This window comes from Halocatena halophila (assembly GCA_027563145.1).
Lineage (GTDB): Archaea > Halobacteriota > Halobacteria > Halobacteriales > Haloarculaceae > Halocatena > Halocatena halophila.
Window position 1 is genome coordinate 1037587 of sequence record CP071306.1, and the last position, 19083, is coordinate 1056669.

The 19083-nt window shown below is 57.6% G+C and carries 19 protein-coding genes and 2 tRNA genes; 7 read left to right on the forward strand and 14 right to left on the reverse strand.

The window, feature by feature from the left end; all coding sequences use genetic code 11:
* Positions 1-12: 12 nt before the first annotated feature.
* Together gatE and JXQ78_RS05495 are read right to left on the reverse strand one after the other, a co-directional pair.
* Entirely contained in the window at positions 13-1866 is a 1854-nt protein-coding gene (gene gatE / locus JXQ78_RS05490; protein WP_330632795.1) for a Glu-tRNA(Gln) amidotransferase subunit GatE, read from the reverse strand.
* Between the two features lie 381 nt (positions 1867-2247).
* The gene (locus JXQ78_RS05495; protein ID WP_330632473.1) at positions 2248-3660 is read right to left on the reverse strand and encodes a class II fumarate hydratase; all 1413 of its coding nucleotides are present in this window, start codon (positions 3658-3660) and stop codon (positions 2248-2250) included.
* Positions 3661-3843: 183 nt separating this feature from the next.
* On the opposite strand from JXQ78_RS05495, the gene JXQ78_RS05500 reads away from it, so the two are divergent.
* Complete coding sequence (locus JXQ78_RS05500) at positions 3844-5442, forward strand: DUF7282 domain-containing protein (protein WP_330632474.1); 1599 nt, start codon at positions 3844-3846, stop codon at positions 5440-5442.
* A 46-nt stretch (positions 5443-5488) separates the two neighbouring features.
* Positions 5489-6445 carry an archaeosortase A gene (gene artA, locus JXQ78_RS05505; protein WP_330632475.1) on the forward strand — a complete coding sequence of 319 codons (957 nt, stop codon included), beginning with the start codon at positions 5489-5491 and terminating at the stop codon, positions 6443-6445.
* Here the strand turns inward: artA and dph5 are convergent.
* Positions 6442-7221, reverse strand: a complete 780-nt coding sequence (gene dph5 / locus JXQ78_RS05510; protein WP_330632476.1) for a diphthine synthase — start codon at positions 7219-7221, stop codon at positions 6442-6444. The genes artA and dph5 overlap by 4 nt on opposite strands.
* A gap of 87 nt (positions 7222-7308) precedes the next feature.
* On the opposite strand from dph5, the gene JXQ78_RS05515 reads away from it, so the two are divergent.
* Complete coding sequence (locus tag JXQ78_RS05515; RefSeq protein WP_330632477.1) at positions 7309-8268, forward strand: class I SAM-dependent methyltransferase; 960 nt, start codon at positions 7309-7311, stop codon at positions 8266-8268.
* Position 8269: 1 nt separating this feature from the next.
* Here JXQ78_RS05515 and JXQ78_RS05520 read toward each other — a convergent pair whose 3' ends face one another.
* The 4 genes from JXQ78_RS05520 to JXQ78_RS05535 all read right to left on the reverse strand — a co-directional run bounded on the left by JXQ78_RS05520 (position 8270) and on the right by JXQ78_RS05535 (position 10603).
* Positions 8270-8818: an NUDIX hydrolase gene (locus JXQ78_RS05520; protein WP_330632478.1), complete on the reverse strand. Its 549-nt coding sequence runs from the start codon at positions 8816-8818 to the stop codon at positions 8270-8272.
* 19 nt (positions 8819-8837) lie between these two features.
* Positions 8838-8913: transfer RNA gene (locus tag JXQ78_RS05525), tRNA-Thr, on the reverse strand.
* A gap of 26 nt (positions 8914-8939) precedes the next feature.
* Positions 8940-9410 (reverse strand): GNAT family N-acetyltransferase, encoded by a 471-nt coding sequence (locus JXQ78_RS05530; RefSeq protein WP_330632479.1) that lies wholly within the window; start codon positions 9408-9410, stop codon positions 8940-8942.
* Entirely contained in the window at positions 9410-10603 is a 1194-nt protein-coding gene (locus JXQ78_RS05535; RefSeq protein WP_330632480.1) for a phosphoglycerate kinase, read from the reverse strand. Before JXQ78_RS05535 ends, JXQ78_RS05530 begins: the two co-directional genes overlap by 1 nt.
* Positions 10604-10758: 155 nt before the next feature.
* On the opposite strand from JXQ78_RS05535, the gene JXQ78_RS05540 reads away from it, so the two are divergent.
* The 4 genes from JXQ78_RS05540 to JXQ78_RS05555 are packed head-to-tail and all read left to right on the forward strand — an operon-like array spanning position 10759 to position 14684.
* Positions 10759-11859, forward strand: coding sequence for a branched-chain amino acid ABC transporter permease (locus JXQ78_RS05540; RefSeq protein WP_407934041.1), 1101 nt, complete (start codon positions 10759-10761; stop codon positions 11857-11859).
* Complete coding sequence (locus tag JXQ78_RS05545) at positions 11856-13151, forward strand: branched-chain amino acid ABC transporter permease (RefSeq protein WP_330632482.1); 1296 nt, start codon at positions 11856-11858, stop codon at positions 13149-13151. The genes JXQ78_RS05540 and JXQ78_RS05545 overlap by 4 nt, the downstream gene beginning before the upstream one ends.
* Positions 13144-13941: an ABC transporter ATP-binding protein gene (locus JXQ78_RS05550; protein WP_330632483.1), complete on the forward strand. Its 798-nt coding sequence runs from the start codon at positions 13144-13146 to the stop codon at positions 13939-13941. The genes JXQ78_RS05545 and JXQ78_RS05550 overlap by 8 nt, the downstream gene beginning before the upstream one ends.
* The gene (locus JXQ78_RS05555; protein WP_330632484.1) at positions 13938-14684 is read left to right on the forward strand and encodes an ABC transporter ATP-binding protein; all 747 of its coding nucleotides are present in this window, start codon (positions 13938-13940) and stop codon (positions 14682-14684) included. Before JXQ78_RS05550 ends, JXQ78_RS05555 begins: the two co-directional genes overlap by 4 nt.
* A gap of 4 nt (positions 14685-14688) precedes the next feature.
* Here the strand turns inward: JXQ78_RS05555 and JXQ78_RS05560 are convergent, their stop codons facing one another.
* The 7 genes from JXQ78_RS05560 to gfcR all read right to left on the reverse strand — a co-directional run bounded on the left by JXQ78_RS05560 (position 14689) and on the right by gfcR (position 19050).
* Positions 14689-16038 (reverse strand): ABC transporter substrate-binding protein, encoded by a 1350-nt coding sequence (locus JXQ78_RS05560; RefSeq protein ID WP_330632485.1) that lies wholly within the window; start codon positions 16036-16038, stop codon positions 14689-14691.
* Positions 16039-16125: 87 nt separating this feature from the next.
* A complete protein-coding gene (locus tag JXQ78_RS05565) occupies positions 16126-16656 on the reverse strand; it encodes a CBS domain-containing protein (RefSeq protein ID WP_330632486.1) in 531 nt (176 codons plus the stop codon).
* 48 nt (positions 16657-16704) lie between these two features.
* Positions 16705-17037: a DUF7344 domain-containing protein gene (locus tag JXQ78_RS05570; RefSeq protein WP_330632487.1), complete on the reverse strand. Its 333-nt coding sequence runs from the start codon at positions 17035-17037 to the stop codon at positions 16705-16707.
* Positions 17038-17087: 50 nt separating this feature from the next.
* Positions 17088-17387, reverse strand: coding sequence for a DUF5785 family protein (locus JXQ78_RS05575; protein WP_330632488.1), 300 nt, complete (start codon positions 17385-17387; stop codon positions 17088-17090).
* 57 nt (positions 17388-17444) lie between these two features.
* Positions 17445-18008, reverse strand: a complete 564-nt coding sequence (locus JXQ78_RS05580) for a DUF420 domain-containing protein (protein ID WP_330632489.1) — start codon at positions 18006-18008, stop codon at positions 17445-17447.
* A gap of 231 nt (positions 18009-18239) precedes the next feature.
* Positions 18240-18324: transfer RNA gene (locus tag JXQ78_RS05585), tRNA-Leu, on the reverse strand.
* A gap of 87 nt (positions 18325-18411) precedes the next feature.
* Positions 18412-19050 carry a transcriptional regulator GfcR gene (gene gfcR / locus JXQ78_RS05590; protein ID WP_330632490.1) on the reverse strand — a complete coding sequence of 213 codons (639 nt, stop codon included), beginning with the start codon at positions 19048-19050 and terminating at the stop codon, positions 18412-18414.
* Positions 19051-19083 lie beyond the last annotated feature (33 nt).

Sequence of the window (19083 nt, forward strand, 5' to 3'; positions counted from 1 at the left end):
CGGTGCACTCGCTCAGGACCGTTTTTGTATCTCTTCTCGAAGGACCGCGCTGACGAGTTCACCGTCAGCCTTTCCGCGCAGTGCTCCCATACACTCGCCCATCAACGCAGAGAACGCACCCATACCATCCGACTGCACCTGTGATTCGTTTCGCTCAACGACAGATTCGATCGTGTCGCGTACCTCGCTCTCATCGACGCCGGCAACGCCAGCGGCGTCGATCGCTGTCTCAAGCGTGCGTGTTGGGTCCTCGCCAAGTGCTTCGAGCACCGGTTTGACGCCTTCTTTGGCCAGTTCGTCTCCAACAAGCGCGAGTGTCTCGATTATCTGCTCGTCGGACAACTCATCAACTGGAACGTCGTCGCGGCGCAGTTCCGTGAGCGTCCCTTCGAACGTTTGTGCCCCAAGCGTCGGATCGATACCACGATCGACCGCACGTTCGAACGCTGGCATATGCCGTCCGTAGGCAACCTGTTCGGCAAGTGTGGGATCGATGCCGAGCTCCTCGACGTAGCGGTCAGTTTTCTCGGTCAACAGTTCCGGCGGGTCGATTGCTGATGGATCGAGATCGACAGGCGGAACGTCGGTCTCTGGATACATTCTGGCAGCTCCCGGGAGTGGTCGGAGATACTCGGTCGTCCCGTCGGCTGTCACGCCGCGCGTCTCCTCGGGGACGCCGTCAATGGCCGCGGTTGCACGGTCGATGACTGCTTCGATCGCACTGGTTGCAATAGCCGAGTCAGCAGCCACGAGCACGACGCCGTCGTCTGAACCCGCACCCACAACAGCACGGAGTTCTTCGACTTCCTCGCTCGTTACTCCGTATGCTGGAAGCTCGTCCGTGTGGAAAATTCCTCCCGCACCGCTTCGCTTTGCGTGATCGGAGAGTTCCGTTCCGAGCCGTCGATCCGGCTGGATCTCACGGCCAAGCAGTCCATCGAAGCCATAACAACAGGCCGCCAGTACGCGTTCTGCACCGGCGATCACACCGCTGTCAGTAGTAGAGAACACGTCCGTCACGTCGACGGGATCGCCAACTGATGCGTCCCGTTGTTCGAGCGTCTCACTGATCGAAACCAGCTCGATCTGGCGCTCAACCTCCTGCTCGACGATCGATGCAATCTCGTCAAGACTCTGGACGCCCTTCATCTCGACGCGTGCACCGTCCGCAATCGAGACGTTCACATCCTGGCGGATCGTGCCGAGCCCTCGTTTGACTGCACCGGTCGATCGCAACAACATTCCAAGCGTTGCGGCTGCCTCCTGGGCCTGCGCTGGCGTCCGGATATCTGGGCCGGTCCCAATCTCTACGAGTGGAACGCCAAGACGATCGAGGCCGAAAACGACACCGTCCTCGGTCTCTTCGATGCGTGCACAGCTCTCTTCTTCGAGGAGCAGATCCGTGATCGTAACCGAACCAGTCTCAGTCTCGATCTCTCCGTCGGTCGCAATGAGCGACGACCGCTGAAAGCCCGAGGTGTTGGACCCATCGACGACGATCTTGCGCATGATCTGTGCCTGATCGACGACGGTCATATCCAGCAAGTGTGCAATCTCGAGGGTAACAGCCAGTGCTTCGTCGTCGAGTCGGTGGGGCGGTTCATCATCCTCCTCGACAAGGCATGTAGTGTCATAACCCAGGTACGTAAATTCCCGGTCGATCCGGCTCTCCTCGAGGGCTGCAGCATCTATCTCTCCCAGTTCACTCCGTGTTGGATGCAAAAATCGGGTCAACGATCGCGTCGACTCCTCGGGTGATCGCCGATCTGTGGGACAGCCACAGAACAGCTTCGTCTCCGTGTCGAGCTGTTGATGGATCTCTAGGCCCGCCACCAGCCCGATTTCCTCGTAGTCGCGGTCGGTCATTGTATCGGGGTGTGTTCCCGAACAGTAAAAATCCGTCCAGTTACGGCCAGACTCACCGCCGCAGTCGCTCACCAGACCACCCAGCGAGTCAGGAGGCAACTCGATGAGAACACCATGGGATATATATCTCTATTGATACCTATATATGGATGGTATGATATAAAAATTTAAATTCATTATATTTAATTAATTTTCGCCGGTCTTCAACAGTATAGTCATATTGCGCCTGTTATTTGTGGATTTCCTGGCTATCCCTCAGATGCAGGTATTAATAGTTGCACAATAGATAATCGGCTACAATCATTATCTCAGAATTTCTTAGTAATTTATCACCTCAGGAATATCGGCGTTTGAGCGTTCCGCTGTGTCGAGTCAGTTCGTTCAGGAATCTTCGCCGAGAATCCCAGGTTCGGTCATTGCTGTGGGATCAAGAACGGTGTCGGCTTCGTCTTCGGTGAGATAGCCCTCTGCTATCGCCACTTCTCGTACAGTTTTGCCTTCCTTGAGCGCTTTTTTGCCGACAGTGGCGGCAGCGTCGTAGCCGATGGACGGATTGAGCGCAGTTGCCAGCGCCATCGATCGGTCAACCTGTCGTTCGCACTGTTTCTGGTTTGCTTCGAGTTGATCGATGAACCGGTCGGCGAACACCTGGCTTCCATTCGCGAGCAGTTCGATCGACTGCAACACGTTGTGTGCGAGAACCGGTTTGTACAGATTGAGATCAATCTGTCCCTCAGCAGCACTCGCAGAGACGGCAGCATCGTTGCCGACCACCTGTTTGTGGATCTGATTGACGGCTTCGGCCACGACCGGATTGATCTTCCCGGGCATGATCGAGGAACCGGGTTGATTTTCGGGCTGGTCGATCTCGCCCAGTCCGTTTCGCGGACCGGAGGCGAGCAGGCGAAGATCGTTCGCAATCTTGTTGAGCGAGCCCGCAACCACGCGAAGCGCACCGTGGATTTCGCTCATGGCGTCGTGAGCAGCCTGCGCTTCGAAGTGATTGTCTGCCTCGCGGAAGGGGATTCCAGTTTCTTCGGCAATGTACTCACTGGCCAGGGCTGGAAAGTCCGGGTCGGTGTTGAGTCCCGTTCCGACGGCAGTGCCACCGAGTGCAAGTTCTTCGAGTCTACCGGTGGCGGATTCGACGCGCTCGATTCCTTTTTCGATCTGTGTCCGGTAGCCACCGAACTCCTGGCCGAGTCTGACTGGCGTTGCATCCTGAAGGTGCGTACGGCCAGTCTTGACGATATCGTCGAACGCCGATTCTTTCTCCTCAAGGGAGGCCATGAGAGACTCGAGAGCACCGAGTAACTCTTCTTCGATGGCCACGCGCGTCCCGATGTGCATTGCGGTTGGGATCACGTCGTTGCTCGACTGGCCGAAGTTTACGTGATCATTCGGATGGATCTCCCGGGAGCCAATCTCTCCGCCAACGAGTTCGGTCGCTCGATTGGCGATCACTTCGTTCGCGTTCATGTTCGATGAAGTGCCACTCCCGGTCTGGAACACGTCAACCGGGAACTGATCGTCGAGGTCCCCCGCGATCACTTCATCGGCTGCTGTCACGATCGCATCAGCCGTCTCTTCGTCGAGATGACCGAGTTCGAAATTTGCCTGTGCTGCTGACTTTTTCACAACACCAAGCGCACGAATAAATCGGCGGCCGAACGTCACCGAGCTGATTGGGAAATTTCCAATCGCGCGCTGGGTCTGTGCGCCCCAGTATGCGTCCGCTGGAACCGTCATCTCACCGAGGCTGTCCCGCTCGATCCGAGTGTCCTGCTCGCCCATGTGATGGCTTCGTTCTGTCCGGGCGTAAAATCCATCGAATCGACCCGCAGACACCGACAGTTGATAGCCGTCCGAATGGTTTTACCAGAAAGCATTTGTAAGGGTGGGACTTTGTCCGAATCAACATACTGCCCGCATCGAACCGTCCGGTGTTTGGCAACTAATACGAACGAGTGGAGAACGATGGGAACGAAACGGATATTCGACAGGGTGGTACTCACGACAATCGTCGTGGCAACGCTCTGGTGTAGTGTCGCATTTGGTTCTGTAGTTGTTCCCACCGGAATGTCACTTGGTGGCGACTCACCCGACAATCACGTCGTCAGTGGGGGAGCCCAGTCCGATATCGCCGAACTTCATCAGGCAGATGAGCGGACAGCAGACCACAAAGAGACGACTTCTGGCACCGAGCAAACGGTCACCGACCGATCGTATCCGTTGCAGTCGGTCATCACAGGAACGGTCCCCGGAGCAATCCGACAATCACAGCTTGCGTCGGGAGAGAGCGTTAGAGATGCATTCACACAGCGCAAGAAGGTTGCGATGGGTGATTATCTCGCGATTCAGCTCAACTCGACCGAACTAACCACGACGCTGGCCGAAGCGGACGATCCAGAAGAGACGTTTCTCGGGATCCTTGATCGGACAGAGCTATCGATCGCCGTCTCGATTGCTTCTCGGTCAGACGCAGTAGCGGTGGATGAGATTCATCAGTCCGGTGGTCTCGAAGTTGTTCCACATCAAAATGAGACCACATTTGTGCTTCTCGACGTTGGCGCGATCGATTCGCTGGCAGTCGACGATAACGGCGTGCCAATGAATCTCAGAATTGATTCTTCGAACACGGATCCGATCGAGCAAACGAAAGTGGTTGTTCCCCGTCAGGCCACGTTCGAACGGAGTGCTGATTCACTCCAGCTCCGCGCTGACCCGAATCAAACGATACGTGGCCATTCGACTGTTGCTCCGGGAACAAACCTGACTGTCGTGACGAGATCGGAAGAAGGTGCACCATTTCAGATCACCGAACAGACACAGGTTGGTGAGAATGGCTCGTTCGAGTTGCAGTTGGATCTGAACAAATCTTCCGCGGGAACCACCTTCAGCGTCTCCATCTCGAATGAGTCACTCGAGAATACGCCCACGATTGACGGACAGATCGACAGTGCATCCAGTGCAGACATCGAGATTGGAACAGACAGTGGACAATCACAGGGACAGATTGTTGTTTCACGGGCAAATCTCTCGGATGGCGGATTTTTGGCCATCTACAACGGTTCGTATCTCTCCAACAGTTCCTCGGTGAGACACGAATATTTCCGTGGCGTCTCGAAACATCTTGACGCAGGGGAGACAGAAGAGATTCCCATTCGCTACGATCCCTCCGGAACAGGGAATCGAACGATCGTCATCGTTGCCCACCACGATTCAAACGGAAATGAGAAGTTCGACAGCAACAATAGCACGCTCGATACGCCATACGTCGGTGCCGATGGCGGTACCGAGATGGACATAACGCAGGTAGCGATTTCGAACAACAGCGGGTCGGGTGGACCGCAATTCGTGACGGTGATCAACGGCACAGCAGTCAACACAAACGGAAACTCCAGTGGTCCCGTGTCGGACCGTAACACACACGATAAAGAGCAGACGAACGATGATGAATCAACCACCCCTAAACCCGACGGGACAGAAACGTCTGGTCCCGGATTTGACGGCGCTCTCGGGCTGTTCAGTGTAATAATTGCACTCTCACTTTTCGTCTTGCGACGCAGGCAGTAGCCCCAGACCCAACAGCTAAGCAATTTGGCCCGAACAATCTACAGTGATGATTGACGCGCTGGTTGGGTTCCTCGCATGGACCCACGAATTTTCTCCGTATCTCGCGTGGCTCACCGTTGGTGGGTTCGTTCTCGGCGGATTGAGTTCCGTAAGAAACGAACGCATTGCACGACCGGTGACAGTCGCATCGTGGGGGCTGTTCGGGCTGTTCTGGTTGACGCTCATTCACTACTATCTCATTACACAAAAGAGTGCGATCGAGGGGGTTGGCTGTTTGCTCGCCGTTCCACTGTCGGTGTATGCCGGCCTGTTGTTGTGGCAGGGACGAACGTCGTTGTACGTCCTTTCGCGTGCGATTGGAGCGATGGGACTCGTATTTCTTCCGTTCGAGGCCATTCCCGTGTTGACCCAGACGCTGATTGAAACCGTCACATACCAGACGGAGTTTCTGATGGGCCTGCTGGGCCAGTCAGCACCTGGGGCATTTCGTGTCGTATCGGGTGCCGTCGTCGACCAGCCGCCGTACCGATCGACATTTTTGTTTGTCGATGGGTCGGGCCACACGATGACCTACACGATCAGACTGGCGTGTACGGGCCTCGGTTCGATGGCGATCTTCGGTGGATTGATTCTGGCCGTCGAGGGAACAGTTCGACAAAAGGCACGCGCGCTCGTGGTCTCGATTCCTGTGATTTACGGGTTGAACCTCGTTCGCAACGTGTTCATCGGCCTCACGTTCGGACAGCAACGGCTTCATGTCGCACCGGAGCTGATAATGGGGCTGTTTGGAACGTCGGATCCGTATCGGGTGTCATACTATCTGGCCGATCGAATCATCGCACAGTCGCTCTCGGTGTTCATACTCGTCGCCATTACCTGGCTCGTCGTTCGACAGTTGCCAGGGACGCTGCGTGTCGTCGAAGATATTCTGTTTTTGCTCACGCGAACCGAATACGAACTTGCGGCCCGCGTTGAGGACGCTGAGCCGTCCCCTGCGGATTAGTGTGACGGTTCAACGAGTTCCGCTGGACACGCAGCAAGCGTAGTGAGCGCGTCAGCCTCCATGTGATGGAGCGAACCTGGGACGACGAGGAGATGAAGTGGCTCACCGAACGAGCGGTCTGCGAGCGCTCCGAGGCGGTCGGCAGCGACGGTCGGCTCTGGACTCCCGGCCCGACAGACGGCCACGGCAACCGTCTCGTCGTCCAATACGGTCGCCAGGAGTTCGCTTGCCGTTGAGGCCCGCATGTACTCTTCACGGTCGGCCTTGATATCGAGAAACACGAGCGTATGCAGTCCACGATCCTGATTGGCTGTGATCGTCTCGGTGACGCTTTGTGGAACGTCATCGCCGCCATGGGCGTACGGAAAGGGGAGGGTCGTCGCTTTTCCGAACCGGTAGTTCTGGAGCCCAGTGAGCGAACTTGCGGCTGCCTGGGCTGTCGTCCCGTGGATCACGCGGGTCTGAATTGAGCGTGCCGTTGCGCGAAGGCGAAGATCGACGTGTGTCGTCGAGATCATCGTATCGCCTGCTGTCAGAAACGCCACATCAGATGTGGCGGCGGCCTGGAGAATCGACTCTGGGCCCCTTTCGACGGCCTGTCGATCTAAGCGTTCGATTTCGGTGTCGTGATACGATTCGAGCGTCTCGATCGTCGTTCCGACGAGTTTGCTGGTGTAGAATTCGGCGACGACGCGATCGGCCGCCGCAATCGCTTCACGGCCGGCGATTGTCACCGAACGTTCGTCGTACAGCCCCAATCCCACGAAGGTAAGCATACCGCCACTCGGTGACGGATCAGGTTAAACGACCCGAACGAACCTGATGATCGTCAGCTTTAGTCCGCTTGATCGCCGAGAACGGACATGAATCGGGTCCCCTGTGTTCGCGTACGACCGTCGGAGGGCGAAGCCACCCGGACGGAACTGGCTGGCAGAGAGCTGCTGGATCCGAGCAGAAAGATCACGGTTGAGGACGGCTGGCTCTACATCCCGGTGATCGAACCACCATCAGCTTTCGAGGTGGAGTACCGATCGCCACCCCAGCGGGATCGACAGACCACTCCCGAAGACGTGCTGGGATTTTCACCCCGCTACGAACGGATCGGTGACGTGGCGCTGCTCGATGAAGACGATCCGGATCGGGCAGCAGAGATCGCCACCGCACTGTGTGAGAGCGATCTGCCAATCGAGAGCGTGTTGAATCGCGCATCGAAAGTCAAAGGCGAGCTTCGCGTGCGCGACTGGGACGTGCTCGCAGGTGATCCCATCACCGTCCATCGGGAGTACGGCATGGGATTCGAACTGGACCTCTCAGCAGTCTATTTCTCGCCACGGCTCGCAACCGAGCGCCACCGTGTAATCGAGCAGGTGGGAGCTGACGAACGGCTGCTCGATATGTTCGCAGGCGTCGGCCCGTTCGTCATTCCGGCTGCCGCAAAGGGTGCGACCACCGTCGGTGTGGATTTGAATTCCGTCGCCGTCGATTATCTCGAACGCAACGCAGAGCGCAACGACGTTGCTGCGCGTGTCACCGCCATCGAGGGCGACGTGCGAACGATCGATTACACCGGCTGGGCTGACCGGCTGGTGATGAATCTTCCACATAGCGCCAACGAATTCTTAGAGACGGCCGTCCGGCTCGCGGGCGATGAGTGTTGGATCCACTACTACGACATCCAGCACGAAGACGATCCGTTCGGGCCGGGCGAGGCGGCGATCCGCGATGTCGCCACGGAGTACGACGTGACTGTCGAACACGAGCAGGTGGTTCGTTCCTATGCTCCCCACGAGCTGAACGTCTGTCTCGACGTACGGCTCTCGTGAGTCAGCGAGACGTCTCGGTTGCCGGATATGGCCGCATGCCAACTTCCTCGTAAAGCAACGTGGCAGGGGGCTCAGCAAACCATTCAACGGCCGCAATTTCTCCCTCGCGTGGGCACACCGTGCCATCGACGTACTCGCCGTCGAAGATCACGATCGGCGAGTGTATCGGTTCGCCAGCACCCGCCTCGTGACGGTGTTCGACGGCGTGAATCTCGAGCAGGTCGGTGATGGTACACTCGACGCCGGTCTCTTCGCGAACCTCACGGCAGGCAGTTTCTTCGAACGTTTCACCGGGCTCTCGCTTACCACCCGGATCACCCCAGCCGGTGCGGTCAGTCTCCCTGGCCAGCAAGATCTCGCCGTCGTCGTTTCGTACCCAGACGCCAGCACCACCGACACAGCCGCGTTCGAATCGATCGACGATCGCTTCGTATCCCGTGGCGTCGTCGTGCCAGGTCTTTTCGAGAATAGGAACGGTTCCGTAGAAAGATTCTAGCCGATCGATCGTCGTGCGAAGCGTACGCAGTGATCGGTCAGTTAGTGAATTCATAAAAATATCTGCCGAGTCAAGCCAAGGATGGGATTTGAACCCATGAATTCTCGATTACAAATCGAGTGCTTGCACCGGGCCCAAGCTCCCTTGGCACGTATCCAACTGTTGGTGGTTCACCCTATGAGTGCGTATCGGTTTCGTGTTTTGCGAGGGTCAACCGATGAGGGTCATAGCCATGGCGAGCATAAAAACGCTGTGCTGCACGGTTGGATGCCATCACGTCAAGCATGATCGTTTCGACGCCCGCTTCATGTAGTCGTGTGTGGGCTGCCTCGAGCAGTGCCGACCCGATTCCCTCGTCTCGAGCCGTCGGAACCACGTAGAGATTCTCGATGACGCCCGTTTTGACCAGTTCCGTGTACCGGCCGGACTGTGCAGTGAACATGACGAATCCCACGATCGCCCCGTCATCACCGCGGGCGATGAGGATGCCATCGCTGATGAGATGTTGAGCGATCGACTCGCGAATCGTTTCTCGATTGGGGGCCGCTTCGATCAGTGAGTTGTGACGTTGCTGGCCAGCGGCGAGAGCTTCCCAGAGATCGACGAGACTGTCGATCTCAGACCGTTCTGGCGATTCGATGGACATCACGCCCCGTCATCCAGCGCCTGGATGGCTGGCAACGGCTCACCGGTGAGCATCGCAAGCGCTGCACCGCCGCCCGTAGAAACGTGGTCGAATCCGGACAGACCGAGCTGTCGCATCGCGGCTGCCGTATCACCGCCACCAACGATCGAATAGCCCGCGGCAGTCGCCGCAGTGTAGAGCTCTTTCGTCCCCGTGGCAAAACGATCTTCTTCGAACACGCCAGCCGGACCATTGAGGACAACAGTGCCGGCGGTTTCGAAAATATCCGCGTAGGATGCGATCGTCTGTGTGCCGATATCGAGCGCGGGTTCATCGACCGGTAACGCAGTCACTGGAAGCTCCGTCCGCTCGCCAGAGCGTTCGATTGCAACGTCCGTTGGCGTGGCGATCCGGTCGGGATAACGCTCTAGCAACTGTTCTGCGAGATCGAGCCGATCGCGCGCCCGTGATTTGATTACGGACTCGGTCTCCGGACCGAGATCGACACCCGACGCGTAGCAAAACGTGTTACCAACGACGCCACTCGTCACCACAGTGTCGGCCAATCCGGACTGCAACACCGTCTCTGCGATCTCGATAGAATCGTCAACTTTCGCGCCGCCGAGTGAGTACACCCGTGGCGATGGTCGCGCTTCGATTTCCCCAAGCGCATCGATTTCTGTCTCCATTACGCGGCCGGCGTAGCTCGGAACTCGTTCGGTAAACCCAACAATCGATGGCTGCGATCGGTGAGCCGCGGCGAACGCATCGTTGACGAACAGATCCAACGCTTCATACAACTCACTAACGAGATGAGTGTCTGCGGCGGTTGATGGTTCGAATGACATGTTCTCTTCGCTGTAAAACCGGGTGTTCTCGAGCAGGAGTATACTCCCCGGATCGAGCGACTCGATTGCCTTGCGGGCCGACGAGCCAAACGTCGCGTCAACGTACGAAACGGGGAAAGAAAGCAACTCGTCGAAGCGAGCGGCATGCGACTCTAGCGTCGTGAAATCGTCGCCACCAGGCCTGCCCTGGTGGGCAAGAACGACCACGCGACCGCCACGGTCGGCGAGCTCTGAAAGCGTCTCGACGTGAGCGCAAAGCCGTGCGTCGTCGTCGAGTCTCCCGTCCTGCCCGATCGGACTGTTGATGTCAACGCGCACCCCGATTGCATCACCGCTGACTGCAAGCTCGTCGAGCGTCCGTATCATGTCCCTGCTTCCACTGCGGTGTACGAAAGGTGTTGTGTTCTGCTTGCGAGTGGCGTGTACACCCACACCACGCCCGTCTTTCCGTAGTACTGCCAGTGGCACGAGCCATTTATTACTGTGGCACCGACACCTGCCAGTGAGACGTACACATGGGAATGAATATTACACATGATACCATCGCGGAGCGAGTTCGTGAACAACCGACACAGCTGTTTGTGGGTCTGATAACAACACTATTTCTTGCAGATTTGCTGTTGAAACTACAGGGGACGACCGTATTACTATTTGACACCCACGTTCTTGGCGGCTCGATAGGGCTCTCCGAACTATTCACCTACATACTCGATGGACTGATCGTAGGGATTGCGGTCGGATTGGCCGGCATTGGTCTGTCAATGACCTACAGCATTCTCAACTTCGCCAACTTCGCCCACGGAGAGTATCTCACGAGTGGGGCGTTCGTTGGCTGGGCGACGGCGGCCGTCGTTGCTGGTGGGTCAGGGGTCGCAGATCGATTACTGTTGCAGAGTAATCCTGGTCTCGAGTTGCTTTCGACACCGATTGCGCTCACTGTTGGACTCTGTATGGCAGCGATCAGCGCGGTCGGTCTGGCGCTGTTACTCGATCGGCTGGTGTACAAACCAATGCGCGAAGCTGAAGGGATCTCGTTGTTGATCGCCTCCATCGGCGTTGCGCTGTTGGTTCGCTATACGATCGCGTTCATCTGGCAGACTGGTCGCTACGGCGTTACAGGGAGTCCAACCAAAGTCACCATCCTGAATCTGGTAACGCTCACGACACACGAGCTCACACTGCTGGTGCTCGGCGGCGTTTCGATGGTCGGCGTCGCGATCATGCTCGAGTTCACAAAACTCGGGACGGCGATGCGTGCGATGGCCGATAACGAGTCACTCGCACGTGTGAGTGGCATTCCAGTCGAGCAAGTCACGAGGCTGACGTGGATCGTCGGCGGAGGGCTAACGGGGATTGCCGGCTATCTGTTCGTGCTGGAGTCGGGGACAATCGCCTTCAATTTCGGCTGGATCAACCTGTTGTTGATCTTCTCGGCCGTCATTCTCGGCGGGATCGGGTCGGTGTACGGCGCAATGGTTGGCGGCGTGCTCATCGGACTCGTCGATAAGCTCGCACAGGTGTGGATTCCATCAGACCTTACACGAGCGGCCGTGTTCGTGGTGTTGATCGCCGTGTTGCTCGTCCGGCCAACCGGGCTGTTCGGTGGGGTGAAAACTGCATGACTGCCAGTGGATTCCGAAGCCGACTCACGGGACTCCCAGATGCTGTCTACGTCTTTGGTCTGATGGCCGGTCTGTACGTAGTGTTCACCGGGCTCACCGTCCTCCTCAACTTCGAGCTAGCGGGCGTCGTGAACACGCTCCGTGCGATCACCTACTTCTCAGCCGTCTACGCAATGGTTGTCCTGGCGTTGAATCTCCACTGGGGCTACACCGGGCTGTTCAATCTCGGCGTCGCCGGATTCATGGCGGTCGGCGTTTACACCATGGCGATCGTCAGTGGGCCAACAAATCCAGGGCCTGCAGAGATCCCAGGACTCGGCATGAGCCTCTGGGTGGGCGTAGTCGCCGGCGTCGTCGTGGCGGGTCTCGTCGGCGTGCTGGCGTCGCTGCCGGCACTGAGACTGGAAGCCGATTATCTGGCTATTGTAACGCTTGCGCTGTCGGAGATCATTCGGCTGGTGCTCAACTCCACTCTGATCCAGGAGGTGTCCGTCTTTGGCGTTACGTTCGGCACTGGCGGCGCAACCGGGTTGACGGTCCAGAACAACCCACAAACCCCGGTGACAGCATTTTTCCAATCCTGGCCAGGCAGTGCAATCACCGATATGGCGATGGCCATTGGCATCAACCGGCCAACGGTCGTCGAAGGGATTGGCTACGCCATCGTGCTCGGAGCCGTTGTGGGCCTGCTGTTCGTCTTTGTTCGGCGAATCGCCACCTCACCGTTCGGCCGCGTGCTCAAAGCGATCCGGGAAGACCAGGTTGTCGCCGCCGCACTCGGGAAAGACACCCGTTGGTTCAAGATCATCATCTTTGGCGTGGGCTGTGGGCTGATGGGGCTCGCTGGCATCCTCTGGTACGGTAGCGATGGCTACATCAATCCGCTCTCGTTTAGACCAAACATCACCTTCTACGTCTTCGTGGCGTTGATCATCGGCGGTGCCGGATCGAACACGGGAAGCATCATTGGCGGGTCAATCTTCGCAAGCGTGCTGTTTTACCTGCCACAGTTTCTCGAGCAAAACAGTACCCCCGTTCTGGATGGGATCCAATCAGTGCTCGGCGGTTCAACCGCGACACCACAGACCGTCATCGATGCGGGTGGTGCACTCGTTGGGCTGGATCTGACGGCGTTTCTTGCCTACTGCTTTGCGAACATCAGCTCGCTCAGATTCATCGGCGTTGGCCTCATTCTCATCTATCTGATGCAGCGCCGTCCGGACGGCCTGTTCGGCCATCGGATCGAGACGGCTGCGAGCGTTCCGTTGACAACAGGTGATACCGATGAGTGAGTCATCCGATGAGCCCACGGCCGAGCCCGTGCTCGCTGTCGACTCACTCGAAAAACAGTTCGGCGGGATCACGGCAGTCGAAGACGTTTCGTTCGACATCCAGCCCGGGTCATTGACGGGGTTGATCGGCCCGAATGGGGCCGGCAAATCGACGACGTTCAACTGCATCAGCGGCACGCTCACGCCAACGTCCGGAACGGTTCATTTTCAGGGCACCGAGATAACCGACGCCCCATCGCACGTTGTTGCAGAGCATGGGCTCTTCAGAACGTTTCAGATCGCCCGCGAACTCGAAGAGATGACCGTCCTGGAGAACTTGCTGCTCGCACCGCCTAATCAGCTGGGCGAATCGCTCATCTACGCCGTTACGCCTGGACTCCGACAACGCGTCCAGAAACAGGAGCGAGAGCTGCGCGAGCGGGCGTGGGAGCTGCTAGAGCGGTTCGAACTCGAACATCTCGCACGCGAGTACGCCGGCTCGCTCTCTGGGGGCCAGCGAAAACTCCTGGAGCTTGCGCGCGCATTAATGGCCGAGCCGTCGATGGTGTTGCTCGATGAACCACTCGCTGGCGTCAATCCGACCCTCGAAACACAGCTTCTCGAAGGGCTCCACGAGCTCCGCGAGGAGGGGTACACGTTTTTGCTCGTCGAACACGACATGAACGTCATCATGAATCATTGTGATCCAATCATTGTCATGCACCAGGGATCGATACTCACCGTCGGCACGGCAGACGAAATCAGATCGAACGATCGCGTCATTGATGCGTATCTCGGAGGAGACCGATGAGCGACGCCACTGCGAGCACAGCATCCCGGCCAGAGGCTCCTGGCATTCTCTCGGTCAGGAATCTCGATGCTGGATACGACGAACTTCAGGTGCTCTCTGGCGTGGATCTGGATGTGGCACGCGGCGAGTACATCACGATCGTTGGTCCAAACGGTGCCGGAAAATCCACCGTAATGAAGTCGGTCTTTGGGCTCACGACCTATTTCGATGGTTCAGTAACGTTCGATGACAAATCGATCGCTCAGCAGCAACCAGAAGAGATCATTCACCACGGGATCAGCTACGTTCCGCAGACTGGAAACGTGTTTCCGTCGCTTTCAGTCCGAGAAAACTTAGAGATGGGTGCATTCATCCTTGAGAACGTTCCCGAACAACAGATCGAAACGATCTTCGATCGCTTTCCGATCCTCCGCGAGCGCCAGTCCCAGGCCGCAGGAACGCTCTCTGGAGGACAACGTCAGATGCTCGCGATGGGACGGGCACTGATGCTCGATCCGGAGCTGTTGTTGCTCGATGAACCGTCCGCCGGACTCGCGCCGGATCTCGTCGACGAACTGTTCGATCGAATCGACGCCATCAACGGGGATGGCACCGCAATCATGCTCGTCGAACAGAACGCAACCGAGGCACTTCGGCGGTGTGATCGGGGCTACGTGCTCGTCCAGGGGGAAAATCGGTTCATGGACGACGGCGAGACCTTACTCGCCGATGCAACCGTCAGAAAAGAGTTTCTCGGCGGCTGAGCGACTACGGGCTCATCGCCGACTGCAGCTTCGCTGAATACGATGACTGCTCTTTCTCGAAGGCGACTTCTGCCTGCACCGTGCCGCCGGCCTCCTCGAATGCGCTCACGAACGACTCCGAGAGCGACTGGCCGTAGGAGTTGTTGACGTACATCGTTGCGGCCGTCGTTGCGCCCTTATCCTCATCGGCGACCTGAGCGAGCACTTTCCCCTGGAGAGCATCGCTGGGTGCCGTCCGGAAGATGAAATCCGAATCATCGAGCGCAGTAACCTTCGGCGACGTGGAGGAAGGTGAACAGCCGACCACCTTATTCGGAATGTACACTTGATTTGCAACCTTCAGGTTCACGCCGGACGAAAGTGGCCCTGCAATCGCCTGATAGCCGGCGTTAACGAGATTGTTCGCGGCTGAAATTCCGGCCTGCGGATCAGTCTGTGAATCCGCTACTCGCTGGTCTATCGTGAGATCGACGTTCCCCTCAAGCTGTTTCACCGGGAGTGTCGAGGCGTCACTCATTGGTTTGCCCAGGTCTGCAAGATCACCACTCGTCGCCATCAACGACCCAACCTTCACCGTTCGATCGCTAGAGCTCCCTGGAATCGAGTCGCTCCCACCACCGCCATCGCTCCCACCCTCAAACGGGATCGTATCGTCCGTCGAGAGCCCGTCACTGCCGTACGAGAAGATATCGTACTTGACAGCGCCCATATCGCCGTTTGTATCGAAATTCACCGCGCTTGACGCACCGTTGTAGTTGATCGCAGTTCCAGAGGCCACGGCTTCAACGGCCTCAACGAACGAGTCCGGACCGAACTCCTCGCCGTCGGGGTTGGCCACCGAACGCATCGCATCGCGGATAGCGGGTCCATCGTTCGATCCGGCCGCAACGTTTGCAAGCACCAGGATGGCCGTCGCGTCGTAGGTGTGTGCCGTAAACACCCCCGGATCGCTCCCGTATGCTTCGTTGTATCGCTGGGTGAAAAAGTCAGCACCCGGACCGGACGCCGCCGGTGCAGTTCCTGAAATGTTGCTGAGATCTTCGCCGACGTCGTCTGGCAGCGACTCCGATTTCATGCCGTCGGTGATTAGAATCGACGTATCAGTGTCGTACTCGGCGTAGTAATCCGAAAACAGCTGCACGCCGCTTGCTGGATAGCCGATGACGACCAGCACGTCTGGACTCTCGCCACCACCATCCGTTCCATCGGTCGTCCCCGTGTCCGAGCTATCCTCTGTCGTACAACCAGCCAGCGCCATAAGGCCAGCCGTACTCATCGCGCCAATACCACCGAGCACCGCACGGCGGCCAATGTAGCGCGAAGATTCATCACGGTTTGTGATATCACGTCCCATCGTGTTCGCCACTATGTGTGCATAAGTATAAATGTGACTTCTACTGACTGATCAATTAACATTAGAGTTCGCGGCCAGTATTGCGAATTAACTTTCCGCACAATCTACACAGATAGATCGTCCATCCGCATTCGATAGTGACTGTGTAAACGCACCGCAGTCCTCACAGATCCCCTGAAGGCGTCCAGCTTCCGTATCGTTGACCGTAGGTCTCTCGAGTTGATCACGTGCTGGGAGTTCCTCGGCACTCGTAAGTGCACTCACAAGATCACGCTCGGTGAGTACGCCGAACAGTTCGTCGTCTTCGACGACAAGCAGTGGGTCCTCGGTTCCGACAAATCGGGTGAGAGCATCGTCGACCGGGGTATCAGGGCTGACCGTCTCGAACTCCGTCCGCATCACGGACGCGAGCGGTCGGGTCTCATCCTCGCCGTTGACGAGCACGTCGAGGAGATCACGAACGCCAACCAGTCCAACTGGTTCGGTTCCGCGGACAACGACGAGATAATCGGTCGCCTCCGCGAGCAACAGTGCAGCACTGTCGTACACCGTATCGCTTTCGCTCGCACCGACAAAATCGGGCAAGAGTACATCACGGACCGTGTTATGAGCGACCATATCTCACAGTAGTGGACAAACAAAGAAAAAGATGGCCCACAACCACCCCTAGAGTCTGTCGGCAACGAGAGCAAACGCGCGACCGGGTTCGACGGTCGCCTGCTGGGGGTTGTACACCACCACCGTCGTGGCGGTGAGTTTTGGCAGGTGGCGATCATAGAGCTCCCTGCGCACCCGTTCTGAATCTGGGGGAGCCGGTGATTCCGAGGACTGGGTGTGTGGTTCAAGGGTAGAAACGATCGCACGTGCGAGTTCCCGCACGGTTCGGGGACGCTCGTCGCGAGCTAGCGCCCGAAGCAGTGCGCGTCGGTATGGATGGGCCAGCAGCTCGGTGATAACCTCCTCGGGAAGCGAGTGACCGCGTGAGCGTTCGATCGCCATACATTACAGTAGGGGAGAAAGCAACAATAAGTGTGTCGCACGCTGACACACTACGCAGAACCGATCTCGTACGGCCAGTATCCCTGTTTTCTGAGTGAGGTTCCCATGGCCCGATTGAACGACTGGATATCATCAACCGACGATTCGGAAACACCCGACAGCACATCAGAGACGCTCACGACGGTCTCGTGGTCGATACGGACGGGCTCGTCGCCGTACTCTTCCTCGAACGCGTCGAGATCCAGCGGAAAATCCTCCTCCTCGTCGACTTTCTTCGCGAGAATCGCCTGTCCGTACTTTCGCATGCCTTCACTACCCGCCTGGTCGTCCGGATCGTGGGGCCAGTCCATAGCTGACAGTGTGGTCAGCGAATGGTTAAGCGTTCCTTTCGGTCCCAACCGGAACGATCAACCCGGAAAGATCACGTACAACAGCAGATAGACCACGATCCCAAGCGCAAACGAGATGAGCCACAGTGGCGCTGCAATCCGGCCGATCGTTCGATGTCTGGTGTCGTAGATCTCGACGACCGATCTGGTGAGCCCGAGCAACAACACGTAGTAGAGCAACGGCAAACAGATGATCGCCAGCGCAATGTGAATCGCGAGCAAGGGCAGATACAAATACGACTTGATCGTTTCCGGCCCAGCAAACGTGGTCGGGCCCTCAATCGTCACCCGGTAGAGATACAGCGCAAGAAACGCGATGAACAGAAACAACGCCGACATCATCGACCGGCGGTGACGTTCGACCATATCACGCTTGATAAAGCGCCAGCCACCCAGAATGAAGCCGATGGCAACGGCGCTGATGAGCGCGTTCAGATGCGGAATGGCAACGAGTAGCCCATCGTGATGGGGAAGCTGCTCCGTGGGGATGAATCCAAGCACCGCACCAAAGACGACCCCCACCGATCCGATCGTCAGGATAGCTGTCAATCCTAGAACATGATCACGTGCGAACGATGACATACCTGTGCTCACAACGGGGAGCCTCTTGGGTGTTATCGCTTGGTCGGAGTGGTGACTCGAAGCGAACTGTTTTGTGAGAATTTTGCGTGGGTGCTGTCTGCAGATCCCTCAAGGGGGACAGCACGTGCACAGTGCCGCAGTGGCAGTAGTGCGTGGGACCGGATTTGAACCACGGTCGCAGCAAACTGCTCCCTGCTTCAAACCGGACACGCCGTCACTGCGGACGTTCACTGCGTGGGACCGGATTTGAACCGGCGGACCTCTACAGGACAGCGCCCTCAACGCTGCGCCGTTGGCCTGGCTTGGCTACCCACGCACGGTGTGTCGTGTGCATTTACCCCTATTCAGTTAACTAATAAAAGCCCTTCCCTTTCATCGTACGACTGCACAACGTTCGCAGTGGTCAATGATCGTTGCCAACGCGGATGACCTGCAACAGCGAGAACACCGGCACACCCTCGATTTCTTCGACGCCGCGTTTGTCAGCGAGCACAACACACGCTGCTGGCGTGCCACCGCGGGCACGGACTCCCTCGATCGCTTCGGTCATCGTGGTCCCGCTGGTAATGATATCATCGACAATGTAGCATTCACGATCCTCGATCTGGGCGAAATTCCGCGAAAACGATCCCGCGAGCTCTTCGATGTCACCCTCCTCCCACTGGTGTTTCCGGGGCGTGTACGCGCTCAGATCGGTATCCAACTCGCGGGCAATCGTGGTCGCCAGCGGCGTTCCCGCCTTCTCGATACCAATCGTGAGATCGACCGACTCACCCTCCTTGGAGAGCAGATCCGCCATTGCTTTGCCAGCAAACGAGAGCCGGCGGCTATCTCGACCGAGCGCGCTCCAGTCGACGTGAATGTCGTGGGGGCCACTGACCGACGGTGCGACCGACGGCGAAGGCTCGTCGACGCTCCCGCGCTCGATCAACCAGCTGGCCGTGTCCCTGGAGACGTTCAGCTCGTCGGCGATCTCTCCTTTCGAAAGCCCCCGTTCGGTTAGCTCCGCCGCGCTCTCGATCAGATCGTCAACGTTCTTCATGTACTGTGGGCTAGCTGGTCAATGCGTATAAAC

What these genes read in the sequence shown, in the direction of transcription:
- gatE (WP_330632795.1), bottom strand. Translation starts at nt 1,866, where the DNA reads ATGACCGACCGCGACTACGAGGAAATCGGGCTGGTGGCGGGCCTAGAG.
- JXQ78_RS05495 (WP_330632473.1), bottom strand. Translation starts at nt 3,660, where the DNA reads ATGGGCGAGCAGGACACTCGGATCGAGCGGGACAGCCTCGGTGAGATG.
- JXQ78_RS05500 (WP_330632474.1), top strand. Translation starts at nt 3,844, where the DNA reads ATGGGAACGAAACGGATATTCGACAGGGTGGTACTCACGACAATCGTC.
- artA (WP_330632475.1), top strand. Translation starts at nt 5,489, where the DNA reads ATGATTGACGCGCTGGTTGGGTTCCTCGCATGGACCCACGAATTTTCT.
- dph5 (WP_330632476.1), bottom strand. Translation starts at nt 7,221, where the DNA reads ATGCTTACCTTCGTGGGATTGGGGCTGTACGACGAACGTTCGGTGACA.
- JXQ78_RS05515 (WP_330632477.1), top strand. Translation starts at nt 7,309, where the DNA reads ATGAATCGGGTCCCCTGTGTTCGCGTACGACCGTCGGAGGGCGAAGCC.
- JXQ78_RS05520 (WP_330632478.1), bottom strand. Translation starts at nt 8,818, where the DNA reads ATGAATTCACTAACTGACCGATCACTGCGTACGCTTCGCACGACGATC.
- JXQ78_RS05530 (WP_330632479.1), bottom strand. Translation starts at nt 9,410, where the DNA reads ATGTCCATCGAATCGCCAGAACGGTCTGAGATCGACAGTCTCGTCGAT.
- JXQ78_RS05535 (WP_330632480.1), bottom strand. Translation starts at nt 10,603, where the DNA reads ATGATACGGACGCTCGACGAGCTTGCAGTCAGCGGTGATGCAATCGGG.
- JXQ78_RS05540 (WP_407934041.1), top strand. Translation starts at nt 10,759, where the DNA reads ATGAATATTACACATGATACCATCGCGGAGCGAGTTCGTGAACAACCG.
- JXQ78_RS05545 (WP_330632482.1), top strand. Translation starts at nt 11,856, where the DNA reads ATGACTGCCAGTGGATTCCGAAGCCGACTCACGGGACTCCCAGATGCT.
- JXQ78_RS05550 (WP_330632483.1), top strand. Translation starts at nt 13,144, where the DNA reads ATGAGTGAGTCATCCGATGAGCCCACGGCCGAGCCCGTGCTCGCTGTC.
- JXQ78_RS05555 (WP_330632484.1), top strand. Translation starts at nt 13,938, where the DNA reads ATGAGCGACGCCACTGCGAGCACAGCATCCCGGCCAGAGGCTCCTGGC.
- JXQ78_RS05560 (WP_330632485.1), bottom strand. Translation starts at nt 16,038, where the DNA reads ATGGGACGTGATATCACAAACCGTGATGAATCTTCGCGCTACATTGGC.
- JXQ78_RS05565 (WP_330632486.1), bottom strand. Translation starts at nt 16,656, where the DNA reads ATGGTCGCTCATAACACGGTCCGTGATGTACTCTTGCCCGATTTTGTC.
- JXQ78_RS05570 (WP_330632487.1), bottom strand. Translation starts at nt 17,037, where the DNA reads ATGGCGATCGAACGCTCACGCGGTCACTCGCTTCCCGAGGAGGTTATC.
- JXQ78_RS05575 (WP_330632488.1), bottom strand. Translation starts at nt 17,387, where the DNA reads ATGGACTGGCCCCACGATCCGGACGACCAGGCGGGTAGTGAAGGCATG.
- JXQ78_RS05580 (WP_330632489.1), bottom strand. Translation starts at nt 18,008, where the DNA reads ATGTCATCGTTCGCACGTGATCATGTTCTAGGATTGACAGCTATCCTG.
- gfcR (WP_330632490.1), bottom strand. Translation starts at nt 19,050, where the DNA reads ATGAAGAACGTTGACGATCTGATCGAGAGCGCGGCGGAGCTAACCGAA.